This window comes from Aliamphritea spongicola, assembly GCF_017051665.1.
GTDB lineage: Bacteria > Pseudomonadota > Gammaproteobacteria > Pseudomonadales > Balneatricaceae > Amphritea > Amphritea spongicola.
On the sequence record NZ_JAFIDL010000010.1, the window covers coordinates 1 to 24024 of the forward strand.

Sequence of the window (24024 nt, forward strand, 5' to 3'; positions counted from 1 at the left end):
CAGTTAAGACTCTGGTTGAAACTCTGGATTCTTACATCCCAGAGCCAGAGCGTGCAATTGACCAGCCGTTCCTGATGCCAATCGAGGACGTATTCTCAATCTCCGGTCGTGGTACTGTAGTAACTGGTCGTGTTGAGCGTGGTATCGTTAACACTGGTTCTGAAGTTGAGATCGTAGGTATCCGCGAAACTCAGACTACTACCTGTACTGGTGTAGAAATGTTCCGTAAGCTGCTGGACGAAGGTCGTGCAGGTGAGAACATCGGTGCACTGCTGCGTGGTACTAAGCGTGACGACGTTGAGCGTGGTCAGGTACTGTCTAAGCCAGGTTCTATCACTCCTCACACTCGTTTCGAAGGTGAAGTATACGTACTGAGCAAAGATGAAGGTGGTCGTCACACTCCATTCTTCAAAGGCTACCGTCCGCAGTTCTACTTCCGTACAACTGACATCACCGGTGCTTGTGAGCTTCCAGAAGGCGTAGAAATGGTAATGCCAGGCGATAACATCAAGATGGATGTTACCCTGATCAACCCAATCGCGATGGAAGAAGGTCTGCGCTTTGCGATCCGTGAAGGCGGTCGTACAGTAGGTGCGGGCGTTGTTGCTAAGATCATCGAATAATCGATAATCTTGCCTGAAAAAAAGACCCTTCGGGGTCTTTTTTTTGTGCTTGCGGGTTGGGGTTAAGTGTCCAGACTTGCAGGCAAAATTAAGGCTCCTTATGTATAAGTCGGGTGATGGTATTACTGGTTAATAAATAGCCTTGACTTGCCTATAGGGGTTAAGTAGAATGCGCTACCCCATTAATTGGGGCTAGGTCGGCATAGAGCCGTTTAACAATCTAGGAAATGTGTGATCGAAATGCAGAACCAAAAAATCAGAATTCGTCTGAAAGCTTTTGATCATCGCCTGATTGACTCTTCCGCTCAGGAGATCGTTGAGACTGCTAAGCGGACTGGAGCTCAGGTGCATGGTCCGATCCCACTTCCTACTCGCAAAGAGCGCTTTACAGTGCTGATTTCGCCACACGTGAACAAAGATGCACGTGACCAGTACGAAATCCGCACTCACAAGCGTGTTCTGGACATCGTTGAGCCAACAGAAAAAACTGTTGACGCACTGATGAAGCTAGACCTTGCTGCGGGTGTCGAAGTGCAAATTAGCTTAGGCTAATTAGACAGATGCGCAGACTTTTAGTTTGCGTGTGGAATGCCCTGGACGGGCAGCCATAGCGGGTAAAAAGCCCCGTACACAACTGGCAATTGAGGTTAGAAAAATGTCTGTAGGTTTAATCGGACGTAAAGCAGGTATGACGCGCATCTTCAATGAAGATGGTGTGTCAGTGCCAGTCACAGTCATCGAGGTGGAACCGAACCGAGTTACTCAGGTTAAGACTGCTGATACCGATGGTTACACTGCTGTGCAGGTAACTGTAGGTTCACGTCGCGCTAACCGCGTAACTAAAGCAATGGCAGGTCACTTTGCCAAAGCTGAGACCGAAGCAGGTCGTGGTTTGTGGGAGTTTCGTCTGTCTGGTGACGAAGAAATTAATGTTGGTGATCAACTGACTGTTGAACGCTTCGAAGCGGGTCAGAAAATTGATGTAACCGGGCAGTCCAAAGGTAAGGGCTTCCAGGGCGGTATCAAGCGTTGGAACTTTTCCATGCAGGATGCTACTCACGGTAACTCACTTTCTCACCGTGCTCCTGGTTCTATTGGTCAGTGTCAAACTCCTGGTCGCGTTTGGAAAGGCAAGAAGATGGCAGGACACATGGGTGCGGAGCGTGTAACCGTTCAGTCCCTGGAAGTTGTTCGCATCGATGCTGAGCGTAATCTGCTGTTGGTTAAGGGCGCTGTCCCTGGTGCCACCGGTGGCGACGTAATCGTTAAATCAGCTGTTAAAGCTGGCGCCTAAGGGGGTTTGTAATGAATCTGAATCTTGCAGGAGCTGGCGGATCTGTTGAAGTTTCCGACCTGGCGTTTGGTAAAGAATTCAATGAATCACTGGTTCATCAGGTCGTTACTGCGTACCTGGCCGGTGGTCGTCAAGGCACCAAGGCACAGAAGAACCGTTCCGCTGTAAGCGGTGGCGGTGCTAAGCCATGGCGTCAAAAAGGTACTGGCCGTGCACGTGCCGGTACTATTCGTAGTCCTCTGTGGCGTACTGGTGGTGTGACTTTCGCAGCTGCACCGCGTAACCATGCTCAGAAAGTAAACAAGAAAATGTACCGCGCAGCTATGCGTTGCATCTTCTCCGAACTGGTTCGTCAGGAGCGTCTGGTTGTTGTTGATAACTTCAGCGTAGAAGCACCTAAGACCAAGCAGTTTGTTGCTAAGTTGAATGAACTTGAGCTGGCAAATGTACTGCTGATTACTGAAGACGTAGAGCAGAATCTGTATCTGGCTGCACGTAACGTACCTCACGTTGACGTACGCGACGCTGCCGGCATCGATCCTGTTAGTCTGGTAGGCTTCGATAAAGTTCTGGTTACTGTCGCTGCTCTTAAGAAAATTGAGGAGGCGTTAGCATGAACCAAGGACGCATCTATCAAGTACTGCTAGGACCGCACATCTCTGAGAAAGCAACTATCGTTGCTGAAGGTTCTCAGCAGGTTGTATTCCGCGTAGCGGCTGACGCAACTAAGCCTGAAATCAAGAAGGCCGTTGAGCAGCTGTTTGAAGTTAAAGTAACTGGCGTGAACATCGTAAACGTGAAGGGCAAAACCAAGCGCACTCAGCGTGGCTTAGGTAAGCGCTCTAACATCCGTAAGGCATACGTTTGCCTGGCTGATGGTCACGACATCGACTTCATCGATGGCGAATAAGAGGGGTTATAAGAATGGCTATTGTTAAATCTAAACCGACCTCTGCTGGCCGTCGTCACGTCGTTAAGGTTGTTAATAACGACCTGCACAAGGGCAAGCCATTTGCTGCTCTGGTCGAAAAGAAAAGCAAGACCGGTGGTCGTAACACCTATGGTCGCATCACAACCCGCCACATTGGTGGTGGTCACAAGCAGCATTACCGTCTGATCGACTTCCGTCGTAACAAAGAAGGTATTCCTGCAGTTGTTGAGCGTCTGGAATACGATCCAAACCGTTCTGCGCACATCGCCCTGCTGAAATACGCTGACGGTGAACGCCGCTACATTATCGCTCCTAAGGGCGTTAAAGCTGGCAGCCGTGTCATTTCTGGTCAGGACGCTGACATCAAGCCGGGTAACTGCCTGCCACTGCGTAACATCCCAGTGGGTAGCGTTGTTCACTGTATTGAAATGAAGCCAGGTAAAGGTGCTCAGATTGCACGTTCTGCCGGTACTTCTGCTCAGTTAGTGGCTCGTGAAGGCGCGCACGCAACTCTGCGTCTGCGTTCCGGTGAGATGCGTAAAGTCTTAGTTGACTGTCGTGCGACTCTGGGTGAAGTAAGCAACTCTGAACACAGCCTGCGCTCTCTGGGTAAGGCTGGTGCTAAGCGCTGGCGCGGTGTACGCCCGACAGTTCGTGGTGTTGCTATGAACCCTGTTGATCACCCACATGGTGGTGGTGAAGGTCGTACTTCCGGTGGTCGTCACCCTGTTTCTCCATGGGGTATGCCGACTAAGGGTCACAAGACTCGTAAGAACAAGCGTACTGACAAGTTGATCGTACGTCGTCGTCAAGCGAAATAATCAGAGGATACAGCTGTGCCACGTTCACTGAAGAAAGGTCCTTTTATTGACCTTCACCTGTTGAAAAAGGTAGAGGCTGCAATTGAGGCCAATGATCGTCGTCCGATCAAAACCTGGTCTCGTCGTTCTACGGTGTTCCCGAACTTCGTAGGCCTTACGATTGCAGTCCATAATGGCCGTCAGCACGTGCCGGTGTTTATCACCGAGGACATGGTTGGTCATAAATTAGGCGAGTTTGCCGCTACCCGTACTTATAAGGGTCATGCAGCAGACAAGAAAGCTAAACGCTAATTCAGGAGTATAGAAAATGGAAGTAGCCGCTAAGCACAAAGGCGCCCATATCTCCGCTCAGAAAGCGCGTTTGGTAGCCGATCAAATCCGCGGTAAAGCGGTGGGTGAAGCCCTGGATATTCTGGCTTTCAGCCCTCAAAAAGGTGCGGTTTTAGTCAAGAAAGTACTTGAGTCTGCTATTGCTAACGCAGAGCACAACGAAGGTGCTGACATTGATGAGCTACGCGTATCTGAGATCTTCGTTGACGAAGGTATGACGATGAAGCGTATTAAGCCGCGTGCGAAAGGTCGTGCAGATCGTATTCTGAAACGTACCTCCCACATCACCGTTAAGGTCGCTGACTGCTAGGAGATACCACTATGGGTCAGAAGGTAAATCCAACAGGTATTCGTCTGGGCATTGTTAAAGATCACACTTCTGTGTGGTATGCAGACAAGAACGAATACGCAAGTAAACTGTTGAATGACCTTCAGGTACGTGAGTATCTGGAAGGTCAGTTGAAAGCTGCTTCTGTGAGCCGCATCGATATCGAGCGTCCAGCACAGAATGCTAAAATCACCATTCACACAGCCCGTCCAGGCATCGTGATTGGTAAAAAAGGTGAAGATGTAGAGAAGCTGCGTAACGCTGTTTCTAAAATGATGGGCGTGCCTGTTCACATCAACATCGAAGAAGTCCGTAAGCCAGAACTGGATGCGAAACTGGTTGCTCAGAGCGTAGCGAGCCAGCTGGAGCGTCGTGTAATGTTCCGTCGCGCAATGAAGCGTTCTGTACAGAATGCTATGCGTCTGGGTGCTAAGGGTATCAAGATTCAGGTAGGTGGCCGTCTGGGCGGTGCAGAGATTGCACGTTCTGAATGGTACCGTGAAGGTCGTGTACCTTTGCACACTCTGCGTGCTGATATCGATTACGGTACTTATGAAGCGCATACTACTTATGGTGTGCTTGGTATTAAAGTCTGGATCTTTAAAGGCGAGATCCTGGGCGGCATTGAAGAAGTGCGTGCTCAGAAGAATGCTGCGCCTAAAAAGAAAGGTTCAAAGTAGGGGTAATTATCAATGCTGCAACCTAAAAGACTGAAATTCCGTAAGGTAATGAAAGGTCGCAACCGTGGTCTGGCTCAGCGCGGTAGCGCTGTTAGCTTCGGAGAAATCGCTCTGAAAGCCACCGGTCGCGGACGTATCACAGCTCGTCAGATCGAAGCTGCTCGTCGTACCATGACTCGTCACGTAAAGCGTGGTGGTAAAATCTGGATCCGTGTGTTCCCAGACAAGCCGATTACCGGCAAGCCACTTGAAGTACGTATGGGTAAAGGTAAGGGTAGCGTTGAATACTGGGTAGCTCAGATTCAGCCAGGTAAAGTACTGTTCGAAATGAGCGGTGTGCCTGATGATCTGGCAACTGAAGCATTCAATCTGGCGGCTGCTAAATTACCAGTAGCAACCACTATTGTTAAACGGACGGTGATGTGATGAAAGCAACTGAATTGCGCGAACAATCCGTAGAAGAACTTCAGCAAACTCTGCTGGGTCTTTTAAAGGATCAGTTCAACCTGCGTATGCAGAAAGCAACTGGTCAGCTGACTCAGAACCATATGTTAGGTCAGGTACGTCGTGATATCGCACGTGCTAAGACCGTACTGAATGAGAAAGCAGGTAACTAAAAATGGCTGCAGAAAAACGTACACGTACAGTGATCGGTAAAGTTATCAGCAACAAAGCTGATAAAACCATCACCGTTCTGGTTGAGCGTAAAGAGAAGCACCCGATTTACGGTAAATTCGTAACTCGTTCAACTAAGCTGCATGCGCATGACGAACAGAATGAATGCAACATGGGTGACACAGTGGTTATCGCTGAATCCCGTCCGTATTCAAAAAGTAAGTCTTGGACGCTAGTTAAGATTGAAGAACAGGCAGTAAAGGTGTAAGATAACGCACCTTTGCTTCTGGCAGGCTTGTTTTTTCGCCGGAAATCACTGTGAAAACAGAGGTTAAGCGAAGAAATAAGTCTGAATTTTGGAGTAGAGACCATGATTCAAACAGAAACTATGCTTGATGTTGCTGATAACAGCGGCGCCAAGCGTGTGCAGTGTATCAAGGTTCTTGGTGGCTCACATCGCCGTTACGCGAGTGTGGGTGACATCATCAAAGTTACCGTTAAGGAAGCAATTCCACGCGGTAAGGTGAAAAAAGGCCAGGTTCTTAACGCTGTTGTAGTTCGTACCCGTAAAGGTGTTCGTCGCCCTGACGGTTCAATCATCCGCTTTGATGTAAACTCTGCGGTTATGTTGAACGCCAACGACGCGCCAATCGGTACACGTATTTTTGGACCAGTAACTCGTGAACTTCGCTCTGAGAAGTTTATGAAGATCATTTCCCTGGCGCCTGAAGTGCTTTAAAAATCTAACTTCTTAAGTTTGATTTTTTTGAAAAACGCTAACTCTTAACGGGGTTGGCGTTTTTGAGCATGAGAGGGTAGTAGGAAAGGATAGGAAAACATGCGAAAAATTATTCGTGACGACGAAGTAATCGTCATTGCAGGTAAAGATAAAGGTAAGCGCGGTAAAGTTTTACGTGTGCTTGCTGATGATCGCCTGATTGTATCTGGCATCAACATGGTGAAGAAGCACACCAAGCCTAACCCTATGATGGGTAAGCCTGGTGGCATCGTAGAGAAAGAAGCGGCTATCGCTGTTTCTAACGTTGCGATCTTCAATGCGGCAACCGGTAAAGGTGATCGTGTTGGCTTCAAGGTTCTGGAAGATGGCAACAAAGTTCGCTTCTTCAAATCCAACGGCGAAGTAATCGCTAAGTAATAGGAGTTGATGCCATGTCTAGATTAAAAGCCCTTTATAAAGATTCCGTTCAGCAGCAGCTTCTAGAAGAGCTGAAAAGCGAGAACGTGATGGCTGTTCCCCGCCTGACCAAAATCACCCTGAACATGGGTGTTGGTGAAGCGCTGGGTGACAAGAAACAACTGGAAAACGCTGTTGCTGACATGCAGCAGATTTCTGGTCAGAAGCCTGTAGTAACTTTAGCTCGCAAGTCTATTGCTGGCTTTAAAGTACGTGAAGGCTGGCCGATCGGTTGCAAGGTAACACTGCGTGGCGAGCGTATGTGGGAATTCCTTGACCGCCTGGTTGATATCTCTATTCCTCGTATCCGTGACTTCCGTGGTCTGAACCCGAAATCTTTTGATGGTCGTGGTAACTACAGCATGGGTGTTAAAGAACAGATTATCTTCCCTGAAATCGATTTCGATAAGGTAGATAAGCTGCGTGGTATGGATATTACTATCACTACCACTGCCCGTAACAACGATGAAGGTCGTGCCCTGCTGGCAGCCCTGAACTTCCCATTCAAAAAGTAGGGTAGAAAAATGGCTAAGGAATGTATGAAAGCGCGCGAAGCAAAACGCGCAAAAATGGTTGCTAAGTACGCTGAGAAACGTGCTCAGTTAAAGGCAATCATCCGTAACCCAGCTTCATCTGAAGATGAGCGTTGGGATGCACAGGTAGCTCTTCAGAAGCTGCCACGTGACGCTAACCCGGTTCGCCAGGTACGTCGTTGTCAGGTTACTGGTCGTCCACACGCTGTTTACCGCAAATTCGGCTTAAGCCGTATCAAATTGCGTGAAGCTGCTATGCGTGGTGATGTTCCAGGCTTGAAGAAAGCTAGTTGGTAAGCACGGTGGTCTGGGCAGGGTGATCCTCACTCTGCTACCGCATTGCGCTGCACAATAGTAAGGAAAATTAAGCATGAGTATGCAAGACACTCTAGCGGATATGTTAACCCGTATTCGTAATGGTCATATGGCTGAGAAATCAGCTGTAACCATGCCTGCTTCAAAGATGAAAGCGTCTATCGCTTCTGTCCTGGAAGCAGAAGGTTACATCTCTGGCTTTGCCGTTGAAGGTGATGTTAAGCCAGTTATGACTGTTGAATTGAAGTACTTTGAAGGCAAGCCGGTTATTGAGTCTATCCAGCGTGTAAGTCGTCCAAGTCTACGTGTATATAAGGCTGCTTCCGAGCTGCCTAAAGTAGCTGGCGGTCTGGGTATCTCTATCATCTCTACCTCTAAAGGTGTGATGAGCGATCGCGCTGCACGTGCTGCCGGTATCGGTGGCGAAGTCATCTGCACGGTATTCTAGGAGCTAGAACTATGTCTCGAGTTGCTAAAAGTCCCGTTGTCCTACCGGCAGGTGTAGAAGCTAAAATTGATGGTCAGCAGGTTAATGTAAAAGGCAAGAACGGTGCCTTAGACCTGTCTGTACACCAGTCTGTAGAAGTAACCAGCGAAGAAAACGTACTGAAGTTTGCGCCACGTGATGGCAGCAAGCAGGCCAATGCTCTGGCCGGTACTACCCGCTCTCTGGTTAATAACATGGTTGTAGGTGTGAGCGAAGGTTTCACTAAGAAACTGGTTCTGCAAGGTGTTGGTTACCGTGCTGCCGTTAAAGGCAACAGCGTAAACCTGACCCTGGGTTTCTCTCACCCAATCGATTACGAATTGCCTGAAGGTGTTACCGCTGCTATGGAAGGTCAGACTACTGTTGTTCTGACATCTGCCAGCAAGCAGACACTGGGCCAGGCTGCTGCCGAAATTCGCGCATTCCGTCCACCAGAGCCTTACAAAGGTAAAGGTGTTCGTTACGCTGACGAATATGTACGCCGTAAAGAAGCTAAGAAGAAGTAAGGTAGGGTCATGAACGATAAGAAAATATCTCGAATTCGCCGTGCTCGCCGTGCTCGCTTCAAAATGCGTGAGCTGGGTGCTACCCGTCTGTGCGTTACCCGTACACCACGTCACATCTATGCACAGGTAATCTCTGCTGATGGTGGTCAGGTTCTGGCTGCTGCATCTACAGTAGAAAAAGACCTGCGTACTGGTGCTACCGGTAATTCCGACGCGGCTTCTAAAGTCGGTGCATTAATCGCTCAGCGTGCTAAAGACGCTGGCGTATCTAAGGTTGCTTTCGACCGTTCTGGTTTCCAATACCACGGACGTATCAAGGCGTTGGCAGAAGCGGCCCGTGAAGGCGGCCTGGAATTCTAAGGGGTTTGACAATGGCAAATCACGAACAGAAAGACGGTGACCTGCAAGAGAAGCTTGTTCAGGTAAACCGTGTTGCCAAAGTAGTTAAGGGTGGTCGTATTTTCGGTTTCACAGCCCTGACTGTTGTTGGTGACGGAAATGGCCGCGTTGGTTTCGGTCGTGGTAAAGCACGTGAAGTGCCTGTTGCTATTCAAAAAGCAATGGAGCAAGCACGTCGTAACATGGTCTCTGTAGACCTGAATGGCACAACCCTGCAGTACGCTGTAAAAGCACGTCACGGTGCTTCTAAGGTATACATGCAGCCAGCATCTGAAGGTACTGGTGTAATCGCCGGTGGCGCGATGCGTGCTGTGCTTGAACTTGCAGGTGTTCACAACGTACTGGCTAAGTGCTACGGCTCTACCAACCCAGTAAACGTTGTACGTGCAACAATCAATGGCCTGGCTAGCATGACATCTCCTGAAGATGTTGCTGCGAAGCGTGGTAAGGCCGTAGACGAGATTCTGGGGTAATAAACGATGGCATCTACAGTCAAGGTTACACTTGTTCGCAGCCCCATCGGTAAACTGCCTAAGCACCGTGAGTGCGTAAAGGGTCTGGGTCTGCGTCGTATCGGTCACACTGTTGAAGTGGAAGACACTCCTTCCGTTCGCGGTATGATCAACAAAGTAAACTACATGGTTCGTGTAGAAGGCGAATAAGGAGTCCGTTATGCGTCTTAATACACTAAGTCCTGCCGAAGGTTCCAAGAGCGCTGGCAAGCGCGTTGGTCGCGGCATTGGCTCTGGCCTGGGTAAAACCGGTGGCCGTGGTCACAAAGGTCAGAAATCCCGCTCAGGCGGTTCAGTGAAGCCAGGTTTCGAAGGTGGTCAGATGCCTTTACAGCGTCGTCTGCCTAAGTTCGGTTTCACATCACGTCAGGCGCCTTTTGTTGCTGAAATCCGTTTGAACGAACTGGTTAAAGCTGGCGTTGAAGTGGTCGACCTGGAAGCGTTGAAAAAAGCCGATATCATCAAAGAAAGCATCAAGCGTGCGCGCGTGATCCTGTCTGGTGAAATCACTAAAGCAGTTACCGTTAAAGGTCTGAAAGTCACTAAAGGTGCTCAGGCTGCTATCGAAGCTGCTGGCGGAAAAGTCGAGGAATAAATGGCTAAGAAAGGACCAGTACCAGCAGGTGTTCAAAACGGCTTAGGCGAACTTAAGTCTCGCTTGTTGTTTGTTTTGATTGCGATCGTTGTATACCGTATCGGTGCACATATTCCGGTACCTGGTATCAATCCTGATCGCCTAGCAGCACTTTTCGATCAGAACCAGGGTACTATCCTGAGTCTGTTTAACATGTTCTCCGGTGGCGCGCTGGAACGTATGAGTATCCTGGCTTTGGGTATCATGCCGTACATTTCAGCATCCATCATCATGCAGTTGATGACGGTTGTAAGCCCGACGTTAGAGCAGTTAAAGAAAGAAGGTGAGGCTGGTCGCCGTAAGATCAACCAATATACACGCTATGGTACCGTTATCCTGGCTACCATTCAGTCGTTCGGTATGGCGGTAGGTCTGGCTAATCAGGGTATTGCATTCAGCGCAGGTCCGGCTTTCTACTTTGTAGCAGTCGTGACTCTGGTAGCCGGTGCAGTGTTCCTGATGTGGTTAGGTGAGCAAGTGACAGAGAGAGGTATCGGTAACGGTATTTCTATCCTGATCTTTGCTGGTATAGTGGCCGGATTGCCAGGTGCAATCGGTCAGTCCTTTGAAGCGGCACGTCAGGGTGACTTAAACATCCTGGCGCTGCTGGGCATCGCAGCACTGGCTGTTGCGACTGTTGGTTTCGTAGTGTTCATGGAACGTGGCCAGCGCCGCATTACCATCAACTATGCGAAGCGTCAGCAGGGACGTCGTATGTATGCGGCTCAGTCCAGCCACCTGCCATTGAAAGTAAACATGGCCGGTGTTATTCCGCCGATCTTTGCGTCAAGTATTTTACTGTTCCCTGCGTCAATCGGTCAGTGGTTTGGCCAGACTGAAGGCATGGAATGGTTACAGAGTGTTGCGTTAGCGTTGGGTCCGGGCCAGCCGTTATACATTCTGCTGTTTTCTGTATGCATCATCTTCTTCTGCTACTTCTACACCGCGATTGTTTTCAATCCGAAAGAAGTGGCTGATAACCTGAAGAAGTCTGGTGCATTTATCCCGGGTATTCGCCCAGGGGAGCAATCCGCTCGGTATATTGATAGTGTACTGGGTCGTCTGACACTGTTCGGCGCTCTGTACATCACTGCAGTTTCCTTGATGCCTCAATTCTTGGTTGTTGCGTGGAATATACCTTTCTACTTCGGTGGTACATCGTTACTGATCGTGGTTGTTGTAGTCATGGATTTCATGGCACAGGTTCAATCACATCTGATGTCCCATCAGTATGAATCTCTGATGAAGAAGTCGAATCTTAAAGGCGGTGGTGCTGGCCTGCTGCGCTAGCCCCTGCTACTGGAGTTGATCATGAAAGTACGTGCATCTGTAAAGAAAATCTGCCGTAACTGCAAGATCGTACGTCGTAACGGAACTTTGCGAGTAATCTGCAAAGTTGAACCACGACACAAGCAGCGCCAGGGTTAATCCTGGTCTGGGGTGGAAGGCAAGGGGCTTGATTTAATTTTAATCAAGGTGTAACATCCTGCGCCTTCCATTAATAGAAGAATTTGCAGTGCTTGTCTGATATGACAGGTAACATGCTAATAAAGTTGGAGTAAATTGAATGGCCCGTATAGCAGGCGTCAATATTCCTGACAATAAGCATGCGGTAATTTCATTGACTTACATCTTCGGAATTGGCCGCACTACAGCGAAAAGCATCTGTTCAGCTTGTGGTATTCAAGAATCCACCAAGATTGCAGAGCTTTCAGAAGACCAGCTAGACAACGTACGTGGCGAAGTAGCCAAGTTAACTGTTGAAGGCGATCTTCGTCGTGAAGTATCCATGAACATCAAACGCTTGATGGATCTGGGCTGTTTTCGTGGTCTGCGTCACCGTCGCAGCCTGCCTCTACGTGGTCAGCGCACTAAGACTAACGCGCGTACCCGTAAAGGCCCACGTAAGCCAATCCGCAAGTAAGTGGTAAGCGATAGGAATTTCCAATATGGCAAAGCCAAATACTCGCACACGTAAAAAGGTTAAAAAGCAGGTTGTTGATGGCTTAGCGCACATCCACGCCTCTTTTAACAATACGATCATTACTATTACTGATCGTCAGGGAAATACTCTGAGCTGGGCAACTGCGGGTGGCTCCGGCTTCCGCGGTTCTCGTAAGAGCACACCGTTTGCAGCTCAGGTAGCTGCGGAACGTGCAGGTGTGGCAGCGCAAGAATATGGCCTAAAGAATTTAGACGTTTTTGTTAAAGGTCCTGGACCAGGCCGTGAATCTGCAGTTCGTGCACTGAACGGCTGCGGTTACAAGGTTAACAACATCACTGACGTGACACCGATTCCACACAACGGTTGTCGTCCGTCTAAGAAACGTCGCGTTTAATCCGGAGACAGTAAGATATGGCTCGTTATATAGGACCAAAATGTAAGCTGTCTCGCCGTGAAGGTACCGACCTGTTCTTGAAGAGCGGTGTACGTGCACTGGACAGCAAGTGTAAAGCTGAAAACGTGCCAGGCGTACACGGCGCTCGTCGTGGTCGTCTGTCCGATTACGGTTTACAGCTTCGTGAAAAACAAAAAGTTCGTCGTACTTACGGCGTACTGGAAAAGCAATTCCGCAGCTACTACAAGGAAGCTGCCCGTCGCTCTGGTGCGACCGGTACTAACTTGCTGCAACTGCTGGAAGGTCGTTTAGACAATGTTGTCTATCGTATGGGCTTTGGTTCTACCCGTGCTGAAGCACGTCAGGTAGTTTCTCATCGTCAGATTACAGTCAACGGTCAGAGCGTTAACATTCCATCATTCCAGGTTTCTGCGGGTGATGTTGTTGCCGTTCGTGAAAAGTCTAAGAACCAGCTGCGTATCAAGAGCGCTCTGGATCTGGCTTCTCAGCGTGCCGCTGTTGAATGGGTAGAAGTAGATGCTGGCAAAATGGAAGGTACTTTCAAGTCCCTGCCTGAGCGTAGCGATCTGTCTGCCGAAATCAACGAGCAGCTGATTGTCGAATTGTATTCTAAGTAATCATTGACTTCATAATTGGTGGAACTATGCAGCGTTCAGTAAACGAGTTTCTAAGCCCACGTCACATTGACGTACAGGAAATTAGCTCGACTCGTGCAAAAGTTACTCTGGAGCCACTTGAGCGCGGTTTTGGCCATACGCTAGGCAATGCGTTGCGTCGTATTCTACTTTCTTCTATGCCAGGTTGTGCAATTAAGGAAGTAGAAATCGACGGTGTACTGCATGAGTACAGCACTCTGGAAGGTGTTCAGGAAGACGTTATCGAAATCCTGTTGAACCTTAAAGGTGTTGCAATTGCTCTGCATAACGGCGACGAAGCGACACTGACTCTTTCTAAGAGCGAAGCAGGCCCTGTCACTGCAGCTGATATTCAGCTGAACCAGGACGCCGAAATCGCTAACCCGGATCACGTTATTGCTCACCTGAGCGAAGGCGCAAGCCTCAACATGCAGCTGCGTGTTGCCCGTGGTCGTGGTTATGTACCGGCTGATGCCCGTATTTCTGACGAAGACGAGTCACGTACTATCGGCCGTCTGCAGCTTGATGCAACTTACAGCCCAGTTCGTCTGGTGTCTTATGTTGTTGAAAGTGCTCGTGTGGAACAGCGCACTGACTTGGACAAGTTGGTAATTGATATCGAATCCAACGGTACTATCGATCCGGAAGAATGCATCCGTCGTGCTGCAACTATTCTGCAGCAGCAACTGGCTGTGTTTGTTGATCTGGAAGGTGGTAAGGATCAGGTTAAAGATGAGCCGGAAGAGCCAGAGATCGATCCGATCCTGTTGCGTCCGGTTGATGATCTGGAGCTGACTGTACGTTCCGCCAACTGTCTGAAGGCAGAACAGATCTACTACATCGGTGATCTGATTCAGCGTACCGAAGTAGAACTGCTTAAGACTCCGAACTTAGGTAAGAAATCGCTGACGGAAATTAAAGATGTTCTGGCATCTAAGGGTCTTTCTCTGGGCATGCGTCTGGAAAACTGGCCGCCGGCAAGCATTCGTAACGACGATAAAGTCGCTTCGTAATCGCGTTTTCAAACCTTAATAGTTTGGCAAGGAATTAAACATGCGTCATCGTAAATCAGGTCGTCACTTAAATCGTACAAGTGCACACCGTAAAGCAATGTTCAAGAACATGGCTGTGTCCTTGTTCGAACATGAGCTCATCAAGACTACGCTGCCTAAAGCTAAAGAGCTGCGCCGCGTTGCTGAGCCTCTGATCACTCTGGCAAAGAACGACACGGTTGCTAACCGTCGTCTGGCTTTCGCCCGCACCCGCAGCAAAGAAGCTGTTGGTAAACTGTTCAACGAACTGGGTCCTCGCTACGAGGCTCGTCCAGGCGGTTACATTCGCATTCTGAAATGCGGTTTCCGTGCTGGTGACAACGCTCCTATGGCGTTGGTTGAACTGGTTGACCGTCCAGCTGATGCAGCTGTTGTGGTTGAAGATTCTGAAGATTAATCTTCGTTTCTGATCAAAAAAGCCCGGTATCTTCACAGATACCGGGCTTTTTTATGTCTGGATATTTCTTACTTGATATCGGAGCTTAAGATATAGGCCTCGAACTTCTTATCAACACCCCATATATGACGTTTCAGCCATTCACTCAGAAACGTAGCCAGCGATTCCCTTAGCACTTCATCGTAATCATGGTGTTGGGTGACCATATTTGTCAGTTCCTGGCGGAATTTATTATGTGCAGCAATATGAGATTCGATATCAGGATAGCCTGCTTCTCTCATATAGGCTTCCTCAAGGCTGAAGTGGTGCTCTGCATAGTCATACAGACGAACAAAAATATCAGCTTCAACGCCATCTTCTTTTATCTTATCAATAAGACGGAACAGTTCCTGATGTTGTGTGTCTTGCCAGATCAGCTCGCTAGTCTTTTCCATTCGTTTTACTCAGATAAATATGTCACAAAATAAAGGCTAATTTCTTTTGTCACTTTCATCTACGAAATGATCGGAGCTGTCTGCTATTAGTGATGTTTAACTGATCTGAAGCAAAAAAAGCCACTACATTTAATAGGGCTTTTGCATTTCTAACCTGAGACTGTCTTTTGCTCAGCTGATATTAAGTAAGGTGCCAGCGGTGGCTAGATATGCTGCCTCTTGCTCAAGATCCGCCCGTGTCAGTGGGTGATAGCTTAACCAGTTATCAGGGAAGCTAAGCGATACAGTGTTTTCTGAGACTGTTATCGTGAATGCTGGCAGGCGCTCTTTACTTCGGCTACGGTGGAGCACAATTGCTATCCGAAGCAGAACGCACAATTTGCGTGTTGCCGATATCTCACGTTTTGGCAGAAGGGAGAATTCCGCGTCGTTAAATTTCCGACGGTGATTTCTGATCAGGGTAGCCAGTTGTAACTGTTCCTGCTGACTGAATCCTGGTAAATCTGAATTCAGTACTAAATAAGCACTGTGTTTGTGGTATTGGCTGTGCGCGATTGTCAGGCCTGTTTCATAACTTCGTGCGGCCCAGCTCAGCATGTTTTGGTATTCAGTATCCTGCAGTTTCCAGTCATTACGAACCTGGGTCAGAGCGATCAGTGCGGTTTGTTCAACACGCAGAGCATGTTCCTGATCAACATGGTAGCGGTTCATCAGAGCGTTAATGCTCCGCTCGCGAACATCCTCATGGTGCAGTCTGCCAGTCATGTCATACAGCAGACCTTCTCTTAAGGCGCCGGCTGAATAATGCATCTCTTTAATGCCGAGTGACTCAAAAGCTGCTGACAGTATGGCAACACCGGCTGCGATGACAGCTTTGCGCTGATCTTTGATGCCAGGTATGCAGATCTCATCACTGTGGCTGAACTCAAGTATTCTTTCTCTAAGGTTTTTCAGTGCTTTTGCTGTGATAGCACTTTCACTGAAGCCAGACTCGATACATGCCTGTTGGATTGCTTTTACCGTACCTGATGACCCGACACAGTATTGCCAGCCCTGGCGCTTATAACGCCGCTTGATAGCTAGCAGTTCGCGTAACGCGCCAAACACTGCCAACTGGAAGTTCTTTTCACTGATAATGCCGTCTTTAAAGTAGCGCTTGCTGAAGCTTACGCAGCCCATTTCAAGGCTTTCCAGTTCAAGCGGCTCGAAACGTTCACCGATAATAAATTCAGTACTGCCGCCACCGATATCAATTATCAGTCGTGAGCCAGACTCTGCAGCCAGCGTATGCTCTACACCAAGATGAATCAGCCGGGCTTCCTCTATGCCGGCAATGACTTCTATAGGGCGTCCCAGAACAGATTCGGCCTTAACAATGAAGTCCTGACTGTTTACCGCCTCCCTAAGGGCGTTTGTGGCAACAGCGCTGACGGATCCTGAAGGCAGGCCTTTTATGCGCTCTGCAAAGCGTTGCAGGCATTCAAGCCCCCGCTGCTGGGCTTCATCACTGAGAATGTTATTGTCATCCAGTCCGGCTGCCAGCTGTACTTTTTCTGATAAAACATCAATCGGGAGTAATTCGCCCTGATCAAGTTTCGCTATGACGATATGAAAACTGTTTGATCCAAGATCAATGGCTGCCATCAGGGTATCCTGGCTGGCCACTAAAGCATTATCCTGCGGCATATCGGCGACTATCCAATAGCTGTTTTGTTGTGTGTCAGTTTATCAAAAACTTCTTTATATGTGAGAAATTAGGTTCTGAGCACTGAGTTCTAATCTTATGATAACTGTCTGAGATCAGTTGTTTTTGCCAGTGGCCGACCGCTGTATACCTGAGTATTCACATTTGTTTGTTTTGAGTGGTATTATCGACTGCATTATTGTCAAGAATCTCCCTGTGAGGCTTTTTTATGAGTGATATTATCAATGTAACTGACGCATCTTTTGAAGAAGATGTTCTCAAGTCTGAAGCGCCTGTACTGGTTGATTATTGGGCTGAGTGGTGCGGACCATGCAAAATGATTGCGCCAGTTCTGGAAGAGATTGCAAAAGAGTACGAAGGTAAGCTGAAAGTCTGCAAGCTGAACATTGATGAAAACAGTGAAACGCCACCTAAATTCGGTATCCGCGGTATCCCTACACTGATGATCTTTAAAGACGGCAATGTTGAAGCGACCAAAGTGGGTGCGCTGTCTAAATCTCAGCTGGCCGGCTTTATCGAAACCAGCCTCTAAGTACCGGTTTTATCCCGTTTACGGTTAGTTTCTGTTTGATTCGTGCTGTATAAAGATTGCGCGCTGAATGCTGGACTAACCGTAAACAAGCGATTATAGTTATGACTTCCAATGACTGGGATTATTGTCTGATTCCGGTTCCACATTATCAATTCAATCTAGTCTGAACGATTTCTCCAACGTTCTTTCTCAACGTGGCTACGTCCTTCAACTCTTACATTATGAATCTTACCGAACTGAAAACGAAAAGCGTTTCTGAGCTGTTAAATATAGCGAAAGAAATGGGAATGGATAACCTGGGCCGCTCCCGCAAACAAGATGTTATTTTTGCCATCCTCAAGCGTCACGCGAAAAGTGGTGAAGATATTTACGGCGATGGCGTGCTGGAAATTTTACAAGACGGATTTGGTTTCTTACGCTCTGCAGACAGCTCTTATCTGGCTGGCCCTGATGATATTTACGTTTCTCCAAGTCAGATCCGCCGCTTTAATCTGCGGACCGGCGATACTATTTCCGGAAAGATTCGTCCCCCTAAGGACGGCGAACGTTATTTTGCGTTGCTGAAAGTAGACAAGATTAACTTTGATAAGCCTGAAAACGCAAAGAACAAGATTCTGTTTGAAAACCTGACGCCACTGTTTGCACAGGACCGTCTGAAAATGGAACTGGGTAACGGCAGTACTGAAGATCTGACAGCACGTGTCATCGATCTTGTCTGCCCAATGGGTAAAGGTCAGCGTGCTTTGCTGGTGTCTCCGCCAAAAGCGGGTAAGACGCTGATGCTGCAGAACATTGCCAATTCCATTACCCGTAACAACCCTGAAACTCACCTGATTGTACTGCTGATTGATGAGCGTCCTGAGGAAGTAACAGAGATGCAGCGGACTGTACGCGGTGAAGTGGTAGCCTCTACTTTCGATGAGCCGCCGTCACGTCACGTTCAGGTAGCGGAAATGGTACTGGAGAAAGCCAAGCGTCTGACAGAACACAAGAAAGACGTGGTTATCCTGCTGGATTCTATTACCCGTCTGGCCCGTGCTTACAACACCGTTATTCCTTCTTCCGGTAAAGTACTGACCGGTGGTGTGGATGCACATGCACTGGAACGTCCTAAGCGTTTCTTTGGTGCTGCACGTAACATTGAAGAAGGCGGCAGCCTGACCATCATCGCAACGGCGCTGGTTGATACTGGTTCCAAGATGGACGAAGTTATCTTTGAAGAATTTAAAGGTACCGGTAACTCAGAAGTACACCTGGACCGTAAAGTCGCTGAAAAGCGTGTTTACCCAGCCTTTAACATTCGCCGTTCTGGTACCCGCCGTGAAGACTTGCTGACGGACGAGGACGAGCTGCAGCGGATGTGGATTCTGCGTAAGCTGCTGGATCCGATGGAAGATTCTGCTGCCATTGAGTTTGTTCTGGACAAACTTAAGGACTTCAAGACAAATGATGAATTCTTCCTGTCAATGAAGCGTTCCTGATCAACATTCTGAACACAAAAGGGTAAGCTTATGGCTTACCCTTTTTTGTTGCTAAATCTTTGTTATTACAACCTGATTGCCGGGCCGTTATGAGTAATCTTAAATATAAAGATCTGCGGGACTTTATCCGCACTCTGGAAGACCAGGGTGAATTAAAGCGAATTCAGATGGAAGTAGATCCACATCTGGAAATGACTGAAATTTGCGACCGTACCCTTAGAGCAGGCGGTCCGGCACTGTTATTCGAAAACCCTAAAGGCTATGACTATCCTGTGCTTGCAAACCTCTTTGGTACGCCGAAGCGGGTCGCGATGGGTATGGGCGAAGAAGACGTAGCAAGCCTGAGGGAAGTCGGCAAGTTACTCGCGATGCTCAAGGAGCCTGAGCCACCTAAAGGGGTTAAGGATGCCTGGGATAAGTTACCTGTGTATAAGCAGGTGCTGAACATGGGGCCTAAAGTGGTGCGCAAAGCGGACTGTCAGGCACATGTGATCGAAGGGGATGATGTCGACCTTTATAAATTACCGATACAGACCTGCTGGCCGGGGGATGCCGGTCCGCTGGTTACCTGGCCCCTGGTCATTACCCGTGGCCCTGAAAAGCCTCGTCAGAACCTTGGTATTTACCGTCAGCAACTGATTGGTAAGAACAAACTCATTATGCGTTGGCTGGCTCACCGCGGCGGTGCACTGGATTTCCGTGAATGGCAGAAAGCCCATCCGGGCGAACCGTTTCCGGTTGCCGTTGCGCTGGGGGCTGATCCAGCGACGATTCTGGGTGCTGTAACCCCTGTGCCGGATTCATTATCCGAATATGCTTTTGCCGGCCTGTTGCGTGGCGGTAAGACTGAAGTAACTGAATGTATCGGCAGCGACCTTCAGGTACCAGCCAGTGCAGAATTTATTCTGGAAGGGTTTATCTACCCGGATGAAATGGCTGATGAAGGGCCGTTTGGTGACCACACCGGTTATTACAACGAGGTAGACCGCTTTCCGGTATTTACAGTAGAGCGCATTACTCACCGTAAAAAGCCGATTTATCACAGCACCTATACCGGCCGTCCGCCTGATGAACCTGCTATTCTCGGCGTGGCACTGAACGAAGTATTCGTGCCGATTCTGCAGAAACAGTTTCCTGAAATCGTAGATTTCTACCTGCCGCCGGAAGGCTGTTCGTACCGCATGGCAGTAGTGACCATGAAGAAACAGTATCCTGGCCATGCCAAGCGCATCATGTTGGGTGTCTGGTCATTCCTGCGGCAGTTCATGTACACCAAGTTTGTGATCGTCTGTGATGATGATGTGAATGCCCGGGATTGGAACGATGTGATCTGGGCGATTACCACCCGTATGGACCCGCAACGGGATACGGTGATGATTGATAATACACCGATCGATTATCTGGATTTTGCATCTCCGGTTTCAGGTCTGGGCTCCAAAATGGGAATGGATGCCACCAATAAGTGGGAAGGCGAGACTGACCGCGAATGGGGTGAGCCGATTGTGATGAGCGATGAAATTAAACAACGGGTAGACGATATCTGGCAGGAGCTGGATATCTTCGGAGAGTGATATTTTTATTCAGATAGACAGCGGCGATCGCCAATACCGGCTTGAAGCTGAAAAAGGCGAACCAATTTTACTTGCGCTGGAACGTGCAGGGTATAAGATGCGCCGCAGTTGTCTGAACGGCGTCTGCCAGATCTGTAAGGCAGACTTGTTAGCCGGAAGAATAATACAGCGTTACCCAGAGCTGGATGTAAGCTTAGAAGACGGGCAGCAGCCCGCACGGATATATGCCTGCACGGCAGTCCCTCAGGGTAATATTAGGGTGAAGATTGATGGGCTGTTACGCCCTGGAGAGTTTCGAGTGAAAAAACTGGTTTGTGATATTGCGAGTGTTGAACAACTAAGCCATGAAGTGTTTCGGGTGCGTTTACATTTGCCAGTAACCGCAAGCATGGCTGTTGAGTTTCATGCCGGGCAATATCTGGAACTGATTTTACCGGATGGCCGTCGGGCACCGTTTTCCATAGGCAGTGCACCAGACCATGGCAGTGATCTTGAGTTACATATCCGGCGTATGCCGGAAGGCGAATTATCCATTGCGATGATTGAGCATTTGCAGAATAACCCAAGCATTGAAATTGAGTTGCCTAAGGGCGATTGCTATTTGGAAGCCACTAGTCTGAAGCCTCAGACCCGGATCGTCCTGGTTGCTGCCAGCACCGGCTTCTCCCAGATTAAGAGCATCACAGAGCATTTGTTGGCGAATCAGGTATCAAATCCTATTCATATCTACTGGGGTGTGCGGGTTGCTGAAGACCTGTACCTTGAGAAGCTGCCACAGCAGTGGGCAGCGGAGCATGCCAACGTCAGTTATGATCTGGTGGTCAGTGAGCCGGAGAACGGGCAGCCCTGGGAAGGGCGTACAGGTCTGATTCCGGATGCGATTCTGGCTGATTATGATGACTTTTCTGACATGGTGATTTACACCAGCGGTTCTCCGGGAATGGTATATGCCTTGCTGGATGCCTGTGAAGCTCAGGGATTCGATGGTGACTGTATGCACGCGGATGTGTTTGCTTACGCACCACGTAAATAGTCAGTTATCAGCTATAAAAAAAGCAGCCCGATGGCTGCTTTTTTTATGTCTACCGTTTAGCTGATTGGCTTAAAACGGGGTTTTGCATGTATGTGGTCGTCAGAAATGACCGCTTCTGTTTTAGCCGGTGTTTTATCCGGCATCGGCAGTTGTGGTAAACCGTTGCCGATCAGGCTGAAGTTATTTTCGATCAGCTTCAGGGTGCGGTCGGTTTCGCCCATGTGCTGTAGCAGGCGAGCCAGTTCACTCAGGGTTTCCGGACGGGATTCTTCTTCCAGACTCTGTTCAAAGTAATCCACCGCTTTGCCCCAGTGCTGATTACGCAACGACAGGCGGCCCAGGGTCAGTAGCAGATCCGGGTTCATCGGGTAGTCATTCAGGAAGCTCTTGGCAAAATCCAGTTGCTTACCGGCATCACTACCCTCAATGCGACCATACAGGGCGATCAGTGAATCATCCCAGTTGCGTTTCAGCAGATCACGGATCGCTGCTTCAGCTTTTTCTTCCGCGCCGATGCTGACCAGTAAATTGGTGTAGTGGCGGGCCAGTACATCATCACTGGTGAGCTGGCCGGGCATGTTATGCCAGGCGACGCCCAGGGCTTTGGCTTTTTCTTCGTTATCCGCATGGGGGGGTAACTGGCTGATGCTTTGCTCAAGAATGTTGCTGTAGCAGCGCTGTTCTGTTTTCAGCAGCTTGGCCGGTTTAACCGCTTTATGCTTACGTAATTCAGGGATCAGCTTGCTCAGGGCAGACCAGTCATTTAGCTGGATATACACTTCCCGTAGCAGCTTCATGACATAGGTATTCTTTGGCGCTTTCTTGTTCAGGTCCAGCAGGGTGGCCAGACAGGGCTCGTACTGGCCACGGGACAGCAGAATCTGAGCCTGGCTGATGCCTACGGCGATTTCTGCTTCCGGCGCCGCATCGCGGGCCTTATGCAGTAAATCATCGCAGTCGGCGTCTTCGCCCTGTTCATGGGCAGCACGGGCTGCCGCCAGATAGCTGATCAGCGGTAATTCCGATTTATCACCGGCTTGGGTCAGTAAGCGCTGCGCCTGCCACCATTTACCTTCTGACAGAGCAATCAGGCCTTTCAGGGTTTTGGTGTTAGCGATACGCTGGTTGCGGCCTTTACTCCACAGGCGAAACCGCTGTCCGGAGCGTAGTGAGCCGCGCAGCAGGTTGAGTGTCCAGTGAAGTAAAAAGAAAACGCCCAGCAGGACAATCAGAAATACCCACAGGCTCATTTCAATGGTGACGTTGTTGTAAGCAATCAGGGTGTAGCCTGAGTCCTGAATCATCAGCTGGCCAATAAATGCACCGGCAAACAGCAGGATCAGCAGCAGGATTAATAGCTTTTTCATTTATGCTGCCTCCTGTTCCTTCAGTTTACGCATCTCCTGAAGGTACTTTTTCAGAGCGTTCAGTGACCCTGAAATGTCTGGCAGGACCGGCGCAACATTTACCTGCTTCAGTTCCTGCAGGCTACGGATAAGTGCCTGGGTGGTGCTGTCGCTGGCTTCAAAGTAGGTGCCTACCCAGCCTTCTGCCTTACTCAGGCTGTTTTCGTAAGTGCCGCTGCGGCGCTGTAACAGTGACAGCTGAGCCTGCTCCAGCATCAGGTGCAGATTCTGCTGCAGGTAGAAGTTCTGCTGCGGAGACAGTAACGGCTCAACCGGCGCATCGCGGTCCTGAATAACCACTAACTGATTAAACTTGTCAGCAATTTTTGCCCAGGCTTTCTGCAGGTTAGCTGTCCAGGTTTCAGTAAAGGTTTCGTCACTGACTTCAGACACGATTTCCGGCAGTTTATGCTGCTCGGTCAGTGGAATCAGCTTCAGGTTGTTAACCTGTTCATTCAGTGCGCCCAGGCGCAGGAACAGGCCTTCAGTGTCCAGTTCAGGCACGGCTTCCAGTGCTGCAATATCTGAGGCCAGAGCCTTACGCACAGCGTAGATAGTTACATCATCTGTTTCTTTAAGAATCTTGTCCGCAGAACGCAGCAGTTTCAGAGCGCCCTGTGGAGTTTGCTCCATCAGTACCCGCTGGTTGGCCAGACGCAGCAGGTATTCTGCTTCTGCGATGATCCAGTCTTTACGGGTGTTTTGCTGAGTCGCTGTAATTTGTTGAATACTGCGCGTCAGGCGTGCCTGCAGCTCATCAATGTTGGCTGCATCCGCTTTGGCTTTACTTTCCAGTGCCTGGATCTGCTGGCCGAGGTTGCTGACTTTAGCGTTTTGCTGCTGCTGGCTTGCCTGTAGCTTACCGTCCAGTGCTGAGCTTGCCTCTGCCTGGCTGGTCGCTATGCTGTTTTTGGATTCCAGTTGTAACCAGTACAGGTATCCCACGCCGATGACTGCGATGATGGCAAGTAACAGTGCCAGCTTGCCGGCAGCGCCGGAGCTTTGTTTGGCTGGTTTGTTATCAGAGTTGCCGGCATTGTCTGATGTGTCTTCTGATTTCTTCACATCGGTGACGGCTTCTTTCTTATCGCTTTCCTGAGATGAAGCGGAGGTATCAGCTGACTTATCCACGGGGGTGTCCTTTTCAATGATTTCGCCTTCGATGACGTCAGCGTCGGCCTTGTTGTTGCGGTTGTTTTTCCCGTTCTTTCTCAT

Annotated in this window: 37 protein-coding genes and 1 pseudogene; 34 read left to right on the forward strand and 4 right to left on the reverse strand. The window is 49.1% G+C overall.

Annotated elements, in window-relative coordinates; genetic code table 11:
* The 29 genes from JYB63_RS20650 to rplQ all read left to right on the forward strand — a co-directional run.
* The coding region (locus JYB63_RS20650) for an EF-Tu C-terminal domain-related protein (protein WP_205659833.1) at positions 1 to 623 on the forward strand (623 nt) is incomplete at its 5' end.
* A 240-nt stretch (positions 624 to 863) separates the two neighbouring features.
* Positions 864 to 1175 carry a 30S ribosomal protein S10 gene (gene rpsJ / locus JYB63_RS20655; protein ID WP_036511965.1) on the forward strand — a complete coding sequence of 104 codons (312 nt, stop codon included), beginning with the start codon at positions 864 to 866 and terminating at the stop codon, positions 1173 to 1175.
* A 103-nt stretch (positions 1176 to 1278) separates the two neighbouring features.
* Positions 1279 to 1917, forward strand: a complete 639-nt coding sequence (gene rplC, locus JYB63_RS20660; protein ID WP_205659834.1) for a 50S ribosomal protein L3 — start codon at positions 1279 to 1281, stop codon at positions 1915 to 1917.
* Between the two features lie 11 nt (positions 1918 to 1928).
* A complete protein-coding gene (gene rplD, locus JYB63_RS20665) occupies positions 1929 to 2534 on the forward strand; it encodes a 50S ribosomal protein L4 (RefSeq protein ID WP_205659835.1) in 606 nt (201 codons plus the stop codon).
* Entirely contained in the window at positions 2531 to 2827 is a 297-nt protein-coding gene (gene rplW / locus JYB63_RS20670) for a 50S ribosomal protein L23 (protein WP_205659836.1), read from the forward strand. The genes rplD and rplW overlap by 4 nt, the downstream gene beginning before the upstream one ends.
* 14 nt (positions 2828 to 2841) lie before the next feature.
* Positions 2842 to 3669: a 50S ribosomal protein L2 gene (rplB, locus tag JYB63_RS20675; RefSeq protein WP_205659837.1), complete on the forward strand. Its 828-nt coding sequence runs from the start codon at positions 2842 to 2844 to the stop codon at positions 3667 to 3669.
* 15 nt (positions 3670 to 3684) lie between these two features.
* On the forward strand, positions 3685 to 3960 hold the full coding sequence (rpsS, locus tag JYB63_RS20680) for a 30S ribosomal protein S19 (RefSeq protein ID WP_205659838.1): 276 nt from the start codon (positions 3685 to 3687) through the stop codon (positions 3958 to 3960).
* 16 nt (positions 3961 to 3976) lie between these two features.
* Positions 3977 to 4309, forward strand: a complete 333-nt coding sequence (gene rplV, locus JYB63_RS20685; RefSeq protein ID WP_205659839.1) for a 50S ribosomal protein L22 — start codon at positions 3977 to 3979, stop codon at positions 4307 to 4309.
* 11 nt (positions 4310 to 4320) lie between these two features.
* The gene (gene rpsC, locus JYB63_RS20690; RefSeq protein ID WP_205659840.1) at positions 4321 to 5007 is read left to right on the forward strand and encodes a 30S ribosomal protein S3; all 687 of its coding nucleotides are present in this window, start codon (positions 4321 to 4323) and stop codon (positions 5005 to 5007) included.
* A gap of 12 nt (positions 5008 to 5019) precedes the next feature.
* On the forward strand, positions 5020 to 5433 hold the full coding sequence (gene rplP, locus JYB63_RS20695; protein WP_205659841.1) for a 50S ribosomal protein L16: 414 nt from the start codon (positions 5020 to 5022) through the stop codon (positions 5431 to 5433).
* On the forward strand, positions 5433 to 5624 hold the full coding sequence (rpmC, locus tag JYB63_RS20700) for a 50S ribosomal protein L29 (protein WP_205659985.1): 192 nt from the start codon (positions 5433 to 5435) through the stop codon (positions 5622 to 5624). The genes rplP and rpmC overlap by 1 nt, the downstream gene beginning before the upstream one ends.
* A 2-nt stretch (positions 5625 to 5626) precedes the next feature.
* Positions 5627 to 5890, forward strand: coding sequence for a 30S ribosomal protein S17 (gene rpsQ, locus JYB63_RS20705; RefSeq protein ID WP_205659842.1), 264 nt, complete (start codon positions 5627 to 5629; stop codon positions 5888 to 5890).
* Positions 5891 to 5992: 102 nt separating this feature from the next.
* Entirely contained in the window at positions 5993 to 6361 is a 369-nt protein-coding gene (gene rplN, locus JYB63_RS20710) for a 50S ribosomal protein L14 (protein ID WP_205659843.1), read from the forward strand.
* Positions 6362 to 6460: 99 nt separating this feature from the next.
* Positions 6461 to 6778: a 50S ribosomal protein L24 gene (gene rplX, locus JYB63_RS20715; RefSeq protein ID WP_205659844.1), complete on the forward strand. Its 318-nt coding sequence runs from the start codon at positions 6461 to 6463 to the stop codon at positions 6776 to 6778.
* 14 nt (positions 6779 to 6792) lie between these two features.
* Positions 6793 to 7332, forward strand: a complete 540-nt coding sequence (rplE, locus tag JYB63_RS20720; protein WP_205659845.1) for a 50S ribosomal protein L5 — start codon at positions 6793 to 6795, stop codon at positions 7330 to 7332.
* 9 nt (positions 7333 to 7341) lie between these two features.
* A complete protein-coding gene (gene rpsN, locus JYB63_RS20725) occupies positions 7342 to 7647 on the forward strand; it encodes a 30S ribosomal protein S14 (protein WP_205659846.1) in 306 nt (101 codons plus the stop codon).
* A 73-nt stretch (positions 7648 to 7720) separates the two neighbouring features.
* Entirely contained in the window at positions 7721 to 8113 is a 393-nt protein-coding gene (gene rpsH / locus JYB63_RS20730; RefSeq protein WP_205659847.1) for a 30S ribosomal protein S8, read from the forward strand.
* 11 nt (positions 8114 to 8124) lie between these two features.
* The gene (gene rplF, locus JYB63_RS20735) at positions 8125 to 8658 is read left to right on the forward strand and encodes a 50S ribosomal protein L6 (RefSeq protein ID WP_205659848.1); all 534 of its coding nucleotides are present in this window, start codon (positions 8125 to 8127) and stop codon (positions 8656 to 8658) included.
* A gap of 9 nt (positions 8659 to 8667) precedes the next feature.
* Positions 8668 to 9018 (forward strand): 50S ribosomal protein L18, encoded by a 351-nt coding sequence (gene rplR / locus JYB63_RS20740; RefSeq protein WP_205659849.1) that lies wholly within the window; start codon positions 8668 to 8670, stop codon positions 9016 to 9018.
* An 11-nt stretch (positions 9019 to 9029) separates the two neighbouring features.
* Positions 9030 to 9530, forward strand: a complete 501-nt coding sequence (gene rpsE / locus JYB63_RS20745; RefSeq protein WP_205659850.1) for a 30S ribosomal protein S5 — start codon at positions 9030 to 9032, stop codon at positions 9528 to 9530.
* Positions 9531 to 9536: 6 nt separating this feature from the next.
* Positions 9537 to 9719, forward strand: coding sequence for a 50S ribosomal protein L30 (rpmD, locus tag JYB63_RS20750; protein WP_205659851.1), 183 nt, complete (start codon positions 9537 to 9539; stop codon positions 9717 to 9719).
* A gap of 10 nt (positions 9720 to 9729) precedes the next feature.
* Positions 9730 to 10164, forward strand: coding sequence for a 50S ribosomal protein L15 (rplO, locus tag JYB63_RS20755; protein ID WP_205659852.1), 435 nt, complete (start codon positions 9730 to 9732; stop codon positions 10162 to 10164).
* The gene (gene secY, locus JYB63_RS20760) at positions 10165 to 11493 is read left to right on the forward strand and encodes a preprotein translocase subunit SecY (RefSeq protein ID WP_205659853.1); all 1329 of its coding nucleotides are present in this window, start codon (positions 10165 to 10167) and stop codon (positions 11491 to 11493) included.
* Between the two features lie 21 nt (positions 11494 to 11514).
* A complete protein-coding gene (gene rpmJ, locus JYB63_RS20765) occupies positions 11515 to 11631 on the forward strand; it encodes a 50S ribosomal protein L36 (RefSeq protein WP_083935407.1) in 117 nt (38 codons plus the stop codon).
* 139 nt (positions 11632 to 11770) lie between these two features.
* The gene (gene rpsM, locus JYB63_RS20770) at positions 11771 to 12127 is read left to right on the forward strand and encodes a 30S ribosomal protein S13 (RefSeq protein ID WP_205659854.1); all 357 of its coding nucleotides are present in this window, start codon (positions 11771 to 11773) and stop codon (positions 12125 to 12127) included.
* Between the two features lie 25 nt (positions 12128 to 12152).
* Complete coding sequence (rpsK, locus tag JYB63_RS20775) at positions 12153 to 12542, forward strand: 30S ribosomal protein S11 (protein WP_205659855.1); 390 nt, start codon at positions 12153 to 12155, stop codon at positions 12540 to 12542.
* Positions 12543 to 12559: 17 nt separating this feature from the next.
* Positions 12560 to 13180, forward strand: coding sequence for a 30S ribosomal protein S4 (rpsD, locus tag JYB63_RS20780; protein WP_205659856.1), 621 nt, complete (start codon positions 12560 to 12562; stop codon positions 13178 to 13180).
* 26 nt (positions 13181 to 13206) lie between these two features.
* Positions 13207 to 14211, forward strand: coding sequence for a DNA-directed RNA polymerase subunit alpha (locus tag JYB63_RS20785; RefSeq protein WP_205659857.1), 1005 nt, complete (start codon positions 13207 to 13209; stop codon positions 14209 to 14211).
* A 40-nt stretch (positions 14212 to 14251) separates the two neighbouring features.
* The gene (gene rplQ, locus JYB63_RS20790; protein ID WP_205659858.1) at positions 14252 to 14647 is read left to right on the forward strand and encodes a 50S ribosomal protein L17; all 396 of its coding nucleotides are present in this window, start codon (positions 14252 to 14254) and stop codon (positions 14645 to 14647) included.
* 68 nt (positions 14648 to 14715) lie between these two features.
* On the opposite strand, the gene JYB63_RS20795 is transcribed toward rplQ, so the two are convergent.
* Positions 14716 to 15081: a hemerythrin family protein gene (locus JYB63_RS20795; RefSeq protein ID WP_205659859.1), complete on the reverse strand. Its 366-nt coding sequence runs from the start codon at positions 15079 to 15081 to the stop codon at positions 14716 to 14718.
* 171 nt (positions 15082 to 15252) lie between these two features.
* On the reverse strand, positions 15253 to 16767 hold the full coding sequence (gene ppx, locus JYB63_RS20800) for an exopolyphosphatase (protein ID WP_205659860.1): 1515 nt from the start codon (positions 16765 to 16767) through the stop codon (positions 15253 to 15255).
* Between the two features lie 227 nt (positions 16768 to 16994).
* Between ppx and trxA the strand changes: the two genes are divergently transcribed.
* The 5 genes and pseudogenes from trxA (at position 16995) to JYB63_RS20820 (ending at position 21403) form a co-directional block, all read left to right on the forward strand.
* Positions 16995 to 17318 carry a thioredoxin TrxA gene (gene trxA, locus JYB63_RS20805; protein ID WP_205659861.1) on the forward strand — a complete coding sequence of 108 codons (324 nt, stop codon included), beginning with the start codon at positions 16995 to 16997 and terminating at the stop codon, positions 17316 to 17318.
* A 221-nt stretch (positions 17319 to 17539) separates the two neighbouring features.
* Complete coding sequence (gene rho, locus JYB63_RS20810) at positions 17540 to 18799, forward strand: transcription termination factor Rho (protein WP_205659862.1); 1260 nt, start codon at positions 17540 to 17542, stop codon at positions 18797 to 18799.
* Between the two features lie 89 nt (positions 18800 to 18888).
* Entirely contained in the window at positions 18889 to 20370 is a 1482-nt protein-coding gene (gene ubiD, locus JYB63_RS20815; RefSeq protein ID WP_205659863.1) for a 4-hydroxy-3-polyprenylbenzoate decarboxylase, read from the forward strand.
* 13 nt (positions 20371 to 20383) lie between these two features.
* Positions 20384 to 20602: pseudogene (locus JYB63_RS23550) on the forward strand (2Fe-2S iron-sulfur cluster-binding protein); the annotation flags it as partial.
* A 66-nt stretch (positions 20603 to 20668) separates the two neighbouring features.
* Complete coding sequence (locus JYB63_RS20820) at positions 20669 to 21403, forward strand: NAD(P)H-flavin reductase (RefSeq protein ID WP_315981431.1); 735 nt, start codon at positions 20669 to 20671, stop codon at positions 21401 to 21403.
* A gap of 56 nt (positions 21404 to 21459) precedes the next feature.
* Here JYB63_RS20820 and JYB63_RS20825 read toward each other — a convergent pair whose 3' ends face one another.
* Both JYB63_RS20825 and JYB63_RS20830 read right to left on the reverse strand, forming a co-directional pair.
* On the reverse strand, positions 21460 to 22770 hold the full coding sequence (locus JYB63_RS20825) for a heme biosynthesis HemY N-terminal domain-containing protein (protein WP_205659864.1): 1311 nt from the start codon (positions 22768 to 22770) through the stop codon (positions 21460 to 21462).
* Positions 22771 to 24024 carry a uroporphyrinogen-III C-methyltransferase gene (locus JYB63_RS20830; protein ID WP_205659865.1) on the reverse strand — a complete coding sequence of 418 codons (1254 nt, stop codon included), beginning with the start codon at positions 24022 to 24024 and terminating at the stop codon, positions 22771 to 22773.